Here is an 8,559-nt window from a genome sequence, read left to right as displayed (position 1 = left end):
AAGTATTTAACTTGAATCATCTGATTTAAGTCAGATGTGTTTCAATACACAGATAGAGTGAAAAATGATAGTGATAGAAATAAGAATCCTGACAAAACATTTCGGCTCTATAATAAATGGGAACTGGTGAAAAGTAGAAATACTTTTCTTCAGTCCCAATGTTCATTTTTAKATAAAAAACATATCGTTCTCTGATARGATTAAGTTACCACACMAAATCTAAYGGAAGGAACGATATGCTATGCTTAAATACTATCAAAAAAATGCTCCGAATCATAGATAAAAATCTCACGATTTTAGCTGTTTTAGAACAAAAAATAAAAGGCAGACAAACATTGGTCATTAAAGCCAAACTAGTTCCTTGCTTTTCTCATTGTAACTGTACAAAGGATCCTTTACTGAAAAACAAGCAGTAAATAAAAATGGAACCAAAATCAGTAGGGTTCGGTTTGATTCATTTAACCAATTACCTCTCGTTATGGAACTGGCGAAACAACGCTATTTCTGTCGCGCTTGTATGCGTCATTGGACAGCTCAATCCTATTTTGTGTCTCCTCATTGTTTTATCGCCAAGCACGTACATACCAAAATTCTAGCTTTATTAAAGGAAAAAATTTCTCTTAGATTAATTGCTTCTCTGTGTCATGTCTCCATTACAACAGTCATTCGTATTCTTAAAAGTACAGAAGTTTATCTACCTACACGAAAACCAACCTATCTCCCCTCTGTGCTGATGGTAGATGAATTTCGCTCCCATACATCACTTGAAGACAAATGAGTTTCATTTGTGCCAACGGAGAAACCGGACAGTTGGTGGATATTCTTCCTTCTAGAAAAGTGAACCACTTGGTTTATTCCTTTCAGAAATGTCCAAATCGAGACAATATACAATTTTTAGTAACCGATACGAATGCTGCTTATTTTCAATTGATTCCACGTGTATTCTCTCAAGCAAAGCTGGTCATTGATCGATTTCATATTGTTCAACACCTTAATCGCGCCTTTAATACCTTTCGCATCAAAGAGGTTGCCCGATTAAGGCAAGATAATAAGCATAATTTAGCCAATAAATTGAAAAGTAATTGGCGATTTTTATTGAAAGATCGTGCCAACATTAATCATTCAACTTACAAAACATGGCGCAGTTTTAAAGCACCTAAATTTCCTTATCTGACAGAAGCTATGATGATTGATCGACTCCTTGATTTTTCTCCAGCACTGCGTTTTACGTATCAAGTATTTCATGAATTAACAGAARCTTTCCGAAGGAAAGATCATGAACAATTCTTTGAACAATTACAGACACTTCCAGATCAGTTGGAGGAAACATTTCGGACCACAATCAGCCATTTACTTTCTTATAAAGAGGGAATACGCAATGCCATGATCTATCCCTATTCAAATGGGAAGCTGGAAGCCATGAATACACATATAAAGACATTGAAACGTGTCTCTTATGGTTTTAAATCCTTTCAAAATATGAAAACACGAATTTTTCTTATGAATGATTTGATAAAAATGACATAACAAAGAAGTTGGTTATCGAAAGCCTTTCTCTTTCAATAACCAACCTCCTTATTTCTACTCATCAGTCCGATTTGACAAAGAGCCATAAAAATTTCAGTTTTTATCTATTTCCTACCCTAAAAACACTCTGCCAAACCATCAACCACCCTATTACAATTCATTGCTGTAAGGAATAGAAGGTTGCGCCCCAAATCGCTGAACCGTTAAAGCCGCAGCTCTCGTTCCATATTTAATTGCTTCTTCCAGATTGCTAAAATCCTTCTGTAAAACGGACGCCATCGCTCCGATAAAGGTATCTCCTGCAGCTGTTGTATCGACCGCTTTGACTTGAAGCGCTGGAATGATCCCATTTTTTCCTTTTACATCGTAGAAGGCTCCTTTGCTGCCAAGAGTGATCACAACAGATTCGATACCTAAATCATGAAAAGAAGAAGCTGCATCTTTCATGCTTTGTTCGGAGGTAATCTTGATTCCCGTCAATATTTCAACTTCCGATTCATTAGGTACAATTAAATCCGTATGTGCTAATAATTCAGAAGGAATATGTTCAAAAGCGGGAGCTGGATTTAAAATGGTTTTTACACCGGTTTGTTTGGCTAATTTAAATGCTTGGATCGTACTATCTAGTGTACTTTCAAACTGTGCAATAATAAAATCACTTGCTTCAATTAAGTGCTGATAGTCATTTACTTGCGCATTCGTTATACTATTGTTTGCGCCAGAATGAATGATAATACTATTTTCTCCGAAACTATCAAGTAAAATGTAGGCACTCCCTGTGCTTTGATTATCAATAACCTCTATCCCTGATATGTCGATGGATTCTTTTTCTAGCAACGTAAGCATTCTTTTTCCTGTATCATCCCCTCCAACAGCTCCAATAAAAGCTGTCTGAGCGCCACTTCTTTTTGCAGCGATTGCTTGGTTCGCTCCTTTGCCGCCACCTGAAGTAAATAATTCAGTGGTGTGGAGTGTTTCGCCAGGTTTTGGTAGATACTTCATTCTTAAAGTTGTATCCGAATTGATACTCCCTATAATCGTAACTTTGTTCATTGGCTGAATGTCCCTCCATTTTAAACGCATCATACTAGTATGATGATTCTTTAGTCAGAAAAATGTTTGATTGTTTGAATCACCAATTCTTTAAACTTCGGAAGATCTACATCAAATCCAACCACAACATTTTTTTCCTTCTTGAATAAATCATCATAATCAACAACCGTGCTACCTAAAGATAAGGTCTCACTCGTCTCCACTTCAACATGCATCGGTAAAGCTTTGAACATAGATGGATCGATCACGTATGCCATTGCACATGGATCATGCATATGAATCCCTTCAATATGTCCTTCTTGTGCTAAAAATGGAACCGTCGTTGTTAGATTGAAGAAATCAAGCAGGTCTGCCATTGTCGTCGCTACTGGATTGCCGATTTCACGAATTTCTTTAATGTCCTCTTCAAATAATTGAGCTTTTAACGTAACATCTAAACCAAACATTGCAACAGGAACATCCGATTTCATTACTATATCAGCCGCTTCCGGGTCAACATAAATATTGAATTCTGCATGAGGAGTGATATTTCCACCAAAACAGGCACCGCCCATGAAAGAAATCAATTCAATTTTTTCTTTTAGTTCTGGATGAGAAAGCAAGAAAATCGCTATATTTGTTAAAGGACCTGTTGCGACAATTGTAATTTTTTCATCACTCTCATTTAAAATTTTTGCGATCAAGTCATTTGCTCGAATCGTTTCTGCTTCTACTGTCGGCTCGGGCAATTCAGCACCATCTAACCCACTTTCACCATGCACATCATCTGCAATGATCAGTTCTCTTCTAAGCGGTTTTAACGCACCCATCGCAACTGGAATTTCTTCTCGATTCGTTAATGCTAAGAGTTTTCTAGTATTATTGAATGTTTTTTCTGGAAGTTGGTTTCCAGCAGAAGTCGTAATAGCGACTAATTCAATGTCCTCAGATGCCAGCGCCATCAACAATGCAATGGCATCATCATGACCAGGATCACAATCTAAAATAACTTTTCTTTTTGACATAATTCTATCTTCCTCCTCGTTTGAAAGTGTAATAGGCCCATTTAGTATCGATTAAAGAATAGGAAAACGTTACTTTGATATCTTTTATCACGTTTACTTTTTTATATTTTTTTCTAAGACCTTCAATCCTTCGTTGATGAAATCGAAGTACCGCATATTGACTAGTCCGTGAAGTTCAGTCACATTAGCTAGACTAAACGGTTTATTCATCCACTCTTGAATGGCTGTAGATCGTCTTTTTCGTTACTAGGAAAATAACTAGTGCAGCAAGTACGATTGCACCACCGACTAGAAACACATTGGCATAGGTTGACACATCCCCACTTGTTCCTCCAACAATACTTCCACCTGACATTGCACCAGAAGACATCATGCCGCCGAACACTGCCACACCAACTGATCCGGTAATAGCTTGAACTAAATCATTTACGCCCAAAACACGACCTGATTCTTCTGGTGAAACAGTTAATGTTGCTGTATCAACGATTGGTGAGTAAAAGAACGATGTTCCAAAGTAATAGATACATGGTGCTACTGCTAATGCCCAAACTTTTCCATGAGGGATAGCAAATGCGATGGCAATCAAGCCTAATCCCATAAAGGAAAGGGCCATAATGATCCCTGCAGAGCGTCCAATTTTTTTAATCACTGGTCCACAAACAAAGCCAAGAAAGGCTGCCAATAAGATTGACCAAACTAATAATGTTGAAACCTCAGCCGAATCAATTCCATATACATTCAAACCGATCGCATTCACACCTGCGTTTAAAGTATAACTGAAGAAGTACCCAACAAAAATAACCGTCATTGTTGCAATAAATGCAGGATTTTTAAAGAATTCTGGTGTAATAAAAGGATTCTTTGCTTTGTTGATATAGACGATAAAAGCGATCAATGTCACCACTGAGCTGACTGCCCAAAATAGATTCATATCTGTAAAGAACATCGTCATCGCACCAGCAAAAGCACCAATCAAGGTAAAACCACCCCAATCAATATTGGCACCTTCTGCACGATCATCTGGTAGATTTTTTGCTAATGATGGAATAAAAATAATTGAAATCAACGGCACTGCGAACAACCAACGCCAATCGATTTTAGTAACATAACCTGCTGCAATTACGCCGAGTGCTGCTGAGAATCGAAAGACAGCAACGAAAATGCCATAGTAGATCACTCGATTTTCTTTGGCAATATATTTTGAAACTAACACTAAGAAAACAGAACCTGCCACTTGTCCGCCAGCTGATTGCAGAACACGTGCAATCACAACTGCCCAAATACTAACTGGTCCTAAGATAAAGCCAATCGCCGAACCAACAACAAGAATACTCACACCGAGCAAGGTCATTTTCTTAAGGGACACAAAATCCCCCAATGAACCATAGATCACACAAACGATACCTAACACAATCCCAGGAATTGACGTAATCAATGGCGCTAATCCTGGCGTTCCCAACTCTTGACCGATATTAACAAAAATCATACCAAATGCTTGTTGTTCAAGGATTCCAAAAATAAAAATAATCAAGATCAACGGAATTGCCCGCTTTGCCATGCGATTCATCTTTTCAAACTCTGCCGTGCCTTCCTTTGGTACTGGAACGCCCAATACTTTTTCTGCTTCGTTTTTAGTTGCCATTTCCACAACCACACCTTTCACGATTCTATAATTTTGTAGACACTATTGCTATTGACCCTTATCACTAAAAGTCACCCGTCTTCTACAACAATTTGGCTCATAACACTAGACATTCAGATTATCTCCTTTCCTCTTCAAAGACTTTCATAAAAGCTTCTGTTGTAAAGACTGTTTTTTTAAATCCCGCTCCTTGCCCAACTCTTGTAATAGGCGGAGGCGTTACAAAACTTTTTTTTAGGGTTGCTACTTCTGAAAAAACCTCGTCAGCAGATCCATCTAAAATGATTTCTCCTTGGCATAAAACGATGATTCTCTCAAAGTTGTCTGCTACAAACTTCATATCATGGCTGATGGCAATACATAAAACACCCTTATCTCTCAACTTTTGGATAATCATTTGTAGCCTTAGATTGCCGCTTACATCTTGCCCGCAAGTTGGTTCGTCAAAAATGACCGCGCTTGTATTCATCATAATGATCGAACCGATCGTACAAAATTTCTTTTCCGTAGCATTTAAATCGAAGGATGAACCTCTAATTTATCTGAAAGTCCTACCAATTCAGCTACCCAGTTCAATCGCTCCTCTATTTCTTTTTGAGGCATACCGATTTGTTTAGGTCCAAAGGTAAATTCTTTTCGTACCGTCTCTAAGAATAATTGGTCATCTGGATTTTGAAAGACGTAGCCCACTTTTTTAGCCCACTGTGCTGTTGTGCGCTGTTCGATATTTTCTCCTTCAATCAACACTTCACCTGATTTAGGACGTAAAATACCATTAAAATGTTTCACGATCGTTGTTTTTCCAGCTCCATTTTGACCGATAATGGCAACAGGTTTCGTCCCACTAATAGATAAATCGATCCCTTTTAAGACTTCAACTCCTATAGGATACGCATAGCGAAGTTTTTTTAATGTAATGTCCATTACTTCAACGCCTCCTTGACTAATGCTATGGTCGGTTCTTCCGTGATTTCTATTGCATGATCGGTATAATTTTTTTCTGCTAAGGCTTTTGAAAGTTTTACATAATCTGGTACATCAATGCCGTACGTTGTAATGACAGGATCTTCAAATATTTTTTGAGGTGTGTCGATCGCTACGATTTCACCTTCTGAAAGTACCATGATTTTATCAGCATTTTGTGCAACACGTTCCATATCATGGTCTACCATGATTACCGTTACGCCATTTTGATTTAATTTTTTGACGATTGAAAACAATTCGTCGCCGCCTAATGGATCTAATTGTGTCGTACATTCATCCAAGACTAAAATTTGGGTTCTAAAATAAAAGTGGACCCAAAAGCGACTCTTTGAACTTGTCCACCTGACAGCTCCAACGGATTGTTAGAAAGAAGCTGGTCGATCCGCATTAGCTTGGCTACATAGTCAACTTTTTGATGCATTTCTTCACGTGCGATCCCTCTGTTCCCTAAGCCGTATGCTAATTCTTCTGCTACGGTTCCTGCCGTATACGATAATTGGTTGAAAGGATTTTGAAAAACTAAACCGATCCTCGTTGATAGCTCTGCGATGGTACTCGTTTCCGTTTTCAATCCGTCAATGATGATTTCACCCGCTTTTTTTCCAACAAAATAATGAGGGATCAGTCCCACTAATGCATTGCAAAGTGTTGATTTTCCTGAACCATTTGCACCAATGATACAAAAGAAGCTCCCTTCTTCTACTTGAAAATCAAGGTTTTTTAACGCTCTCTTTTTTGTCTGATTGTATCTATAAGAAAAATTTTTTGCTTCAACGATCACCTTGTTCATAGCGGCTCCTTTCTCACAGAATAGTAGATTTCATTAAAATAGTGACGGTTAGTGTGATTAGGAAAAACAGAATCAACCCACTATTGATTCGTTTGTCTAATTTGCTGATTTTCACCTGAACATAACTGGTTTGTTTCACCCCTTTAATCCCGAAACCTCTTGTTTCCAGCGTCATTCCTCGTTCTTGGGCATCTGTTAAAGAAGACATGATCACAGGTCCTAAAAGTGGAATGTATGACTTGATCCTAGAAAAAATAGTTCCACCTGTTTCAACGCCTCGTGCTTCTTGTGCTTCTTGAATCGTAGCTAGTCGTCTTTGCATTTGTGGTACTACATTTAATGTTGCTAATACTAGATAGCCAGCTTTGGGTGGCAAGCCACTATTCGTTAAAGCGGCGACCAGTTTACCTTTATCCGTGGTTTGATTCATAATATAAAAGCTTCCCATAAAAACTAAGAGTGTTGTGACAATTTTCAAGGCATATAAAACGCCCTCAAGTCCTAATTTTGCAAAACCAAAATCCGCAATAAACGTGACGTTACTTGTACTATAAAATCCTTGAATAAATAAAAGCATCACTGTAATTGGGATTCCAAATCCTACCATTAAACGGGTAAACGGTTTCAAAATCTTCGCCAAGTATGAAATAATAAATAAACCAACAATAATAGCAAAGCCTAACCAGATACTTGGAAAAATCAAGGTACTTAAGCCGAGTGTAAATACCGCTAATACTTTTGTCATAGGATTCAATCGCTCGATCACCGTATGTCGAGGAATGAATGTCGTTGAAACCTTCACGTTTTAGCGCCTCCTAACTTCTTATCAATTCGCCCATTCTTCATCCTCTTCAAGCTCACTTTCGTTCATTCCTAATGCATATTGACTGAGAAATCGTTTGGGTATTTTTTGAACGAGTAAGAAAGCGATCAAAAAGACGATCCCTTTATCAATCACATTTTCAAGCATTGATGTAGAGATGACCGAAAGGAAAATTTGTTTTGTCGTTGCGATCAAAGCGGCTGTAAAGACAGAACTGCCATTGACTCCAGTTGCCCCTCCATAAACAAAAATTGTGATCAATGAAGCTGAAACAGTATTTGTTAACGCACAAGCGAGCCAGGTTAAAATAGCTCCCCAAACTGTTTTGAACAAGCCAGCTTTTACCATAAAACCGGTAACTAGGGCGCATAGAATACTGACAACGGAATAAGGAAAATAAACTGGATTGGCTACAAGCGTTAAAAAAACATTCGTTAGTAACCCACACAAGGCGGCTACCCAAGGTCCTGAAAGACAGGCAATAATAATTGTACCGATCATGTCTAAAAATAACGGCAATTTAAGTGCCGAGCAGAGTGTACCGCCGATCAAATTGATTCCCACAGCGATTGGAATCAAAACTAAAGATTTAGTTGTAAATTGATTTCTTATCCCTTCTAAAAATTTGTTCTTCTTCATCCCCGACCCTCCATTCTCTTTGCACAAAGTTCGCACCATCCAATTTACGAAAATATTTTCGGAAACCGTTTTCTTAAGTTGAATTTAACATCAGTTT

Annotated in this window: 9 protein-coding genes and 1 pseudogene; 1 reads left to right on the top strand and 9 read right to left on the bottom strand. The window is 38.0% G+C overall.

What is annotated here, in order from left to right:
* Positions 1–236 precede the first annotated feature (236 nt).
* Positions 237–1,527 (top strand): annotated as a pseudogene (locus tag V192_RS20245) (ISL3 family transposase).
* Positions 1,528–1,677: 150 nt separating this feature from the next.
* Here the strand turns inward: V192_RS20245 and rbsK are convergent.
* The 9 genes from rbsK to V192_RS0113395 form a co-directional block, all read right to left on the bottom strand.
* Positions 1,678–2,580 carry a ribokinase gene (gene rbsK, locus V192_RS0113430; protein ID WP_025872555.1) on the bottom strand — a complete coding sequence of 301 codons (903 nt, stop codon included), beginning with the start codon at positions 2,578–2,580 and terminating at the stop codon, positions 1,678–1,680.
* 50 nt (positions 2,581–2,630) lie between these two features.
* Positions 2,631–3,584, bottom strand: coding sequence for a nucleoside hydrolase (locus V192_RS0113425; RefSeq protein ID WP_025872553.1), 954 nt, complete (start codon positions 3,582–3,584; stop codon positions 2,631–2,633).
* A 202-nt stretch (positions 3,585–3,786) separates the two neighbouring features.
* Complete coding sequence (locus tag V192_RS0113420) at positions 3,787–5,226, bottom strand: MFS transporter (protein ID WP_025872551.1); 1,440 nt, start codon at positions 5,224–5,226, stop codon at positions 3,787–3,789.
* 118 nt (positions 5,227–5,344) lie between these two features.
* Positions 5,345–5,698: an ATP-binding cassette domain-containing protein gene (locus tag V192_RS22325; RefSeq protein WP_025872549.1), complete on the bottom strand. Its 354-nt coding sequence runs from the start codon at positions 5,696–5,698 to the stop codon at positions 5,345–5,347.
* Positions 5,699–5,739: 41 nt separating this feature from the next.
* The gene (locus tag V192_RS22320; RefSeq protein ID WP_029948270.1) at positions 5,740–6,150 is read right to left on the bottom strand and encodes an energy-coupling factor ABC transporter ATP-binding protein; all 411 of its coding nucleotides are present in this window, start codon (positions 6,148–6,150) and stop codon (positions 5,740–5,742) included.
* On the bottom strand, positions 6,150–6,491 hold the full coding sequence (locus V192_RS22315; protein ID WP_239644686.1) for an ATP-binding cassette domain-containing protein: 342 nt from the start codon (positions 6,489–6,491) through the stop codon (positions 6,150–6,152). The genes V192_RS22320 and V192_RS22315 overlap by 1 nt, the downstream gene beginning before the upstream one ends.
* 2 nt (positions 6,492–6,493) lie before the next feature.
* Positions 6,494–7,000, bottom strand: a complete 507-nt coding sequence (locus V192_RS22310; RefSeq protein WP_239644685.1) for an energy-coupling factor ABC transporter ATP-binding protein — start codon at positions 6,998–7,000, stop codon at positions 6,494–6,496.
* 13 nt (positions 7,001–7,013) lie between these two features.
* The gene (locus tag V192_RS0113400; protein ID WP_025872546.1) at positions 7,014–7,802 is read right to left on the bottom strand and encodes an energy-coupling factor transporter transmembrane component T; all 789 of its coding nucleotides are present in this window, start codon (positions 7,800–7,802) and stop codon (positions 7,014–7,016) included.
* A 24-nt stretch (positions 7,803–7,826) separates the two neighbouring features.
* Positions 7,827–8,462: an ECF transporter S component gene (locus tag V192_RS0113395; RefSeq protein WP_025872544.1), complete on the bottom strand. Its 636-nt coding sequence runs from the start codon at positions 8,460–8,462 to the stop codon at positions 7,827–7,829.
* Positions 8,463–8,559 lie beyond the last annotated feature (97 nt).

The organism is Enterococcus crotali, assembly GCF_000633635.1.
Lineage (GTDB): Bacteria > Bacillota > Bacilli > Lactobacillales > Enterococcaceae > Enterococcus_L > Enterococcus_L crotali.
Note: the sequence above shows the minus strand (reverse complement) of the source record. Positions and strands in the feature narration are given on the sequence as shown.

Bases quoted from the DNA above. Each gene is read 5' to 3' on its own strand.
- V192_RS22310 (WP_239644685.1), bottom strand. From the start codon at position 7,000: ATGAACAAGGTGATCGTTGAAGCAAAAAATTTTTCTTATAGATACAAT.
- V192_RS22320 (WP_029948270.1), bottom strand. From the start codon at position 6,150: ATGGACATTACATTAAAAAAACTTCGCTATGCGTATCCTATAGGAGTT.
- rbsK (WP_025872555.1), bottom strand. From the start codon at position 2,580: ATGAACAAAGTTACGATTATAGGGAGTATCAATTCGGATACAACTTTA.
- V192_RS0113425 (WP_025872553.1), bottom strand. From the start codon at position 3,584: ATGTCAAAAAGAAAAGTTATTTTAGATTGTGATCCTGGTCATGATGAT.
- V192_RS22325 (WP_025872549.1), bottom strand. From the start codon at position 5,698: ATGATGAATACAAGCGCGGTCATTTTTGACGAACCAACTTGCGGGCAA.
- V192_RS0113420 (WP_025872551.1), bottom strand. From the start codon at position 5,226: ATGGCAACTAAAAACGAAGCAGAAAAAGTATTGGGCGTTCCAGTACCA.
- V192_RS0113395 (WP_025872544.1), bottom strand. From the start codon at position 8,462: ATGAAGAAGAACAAATTTTTAGAAGGGATAAGAAATCAATTTACAACT.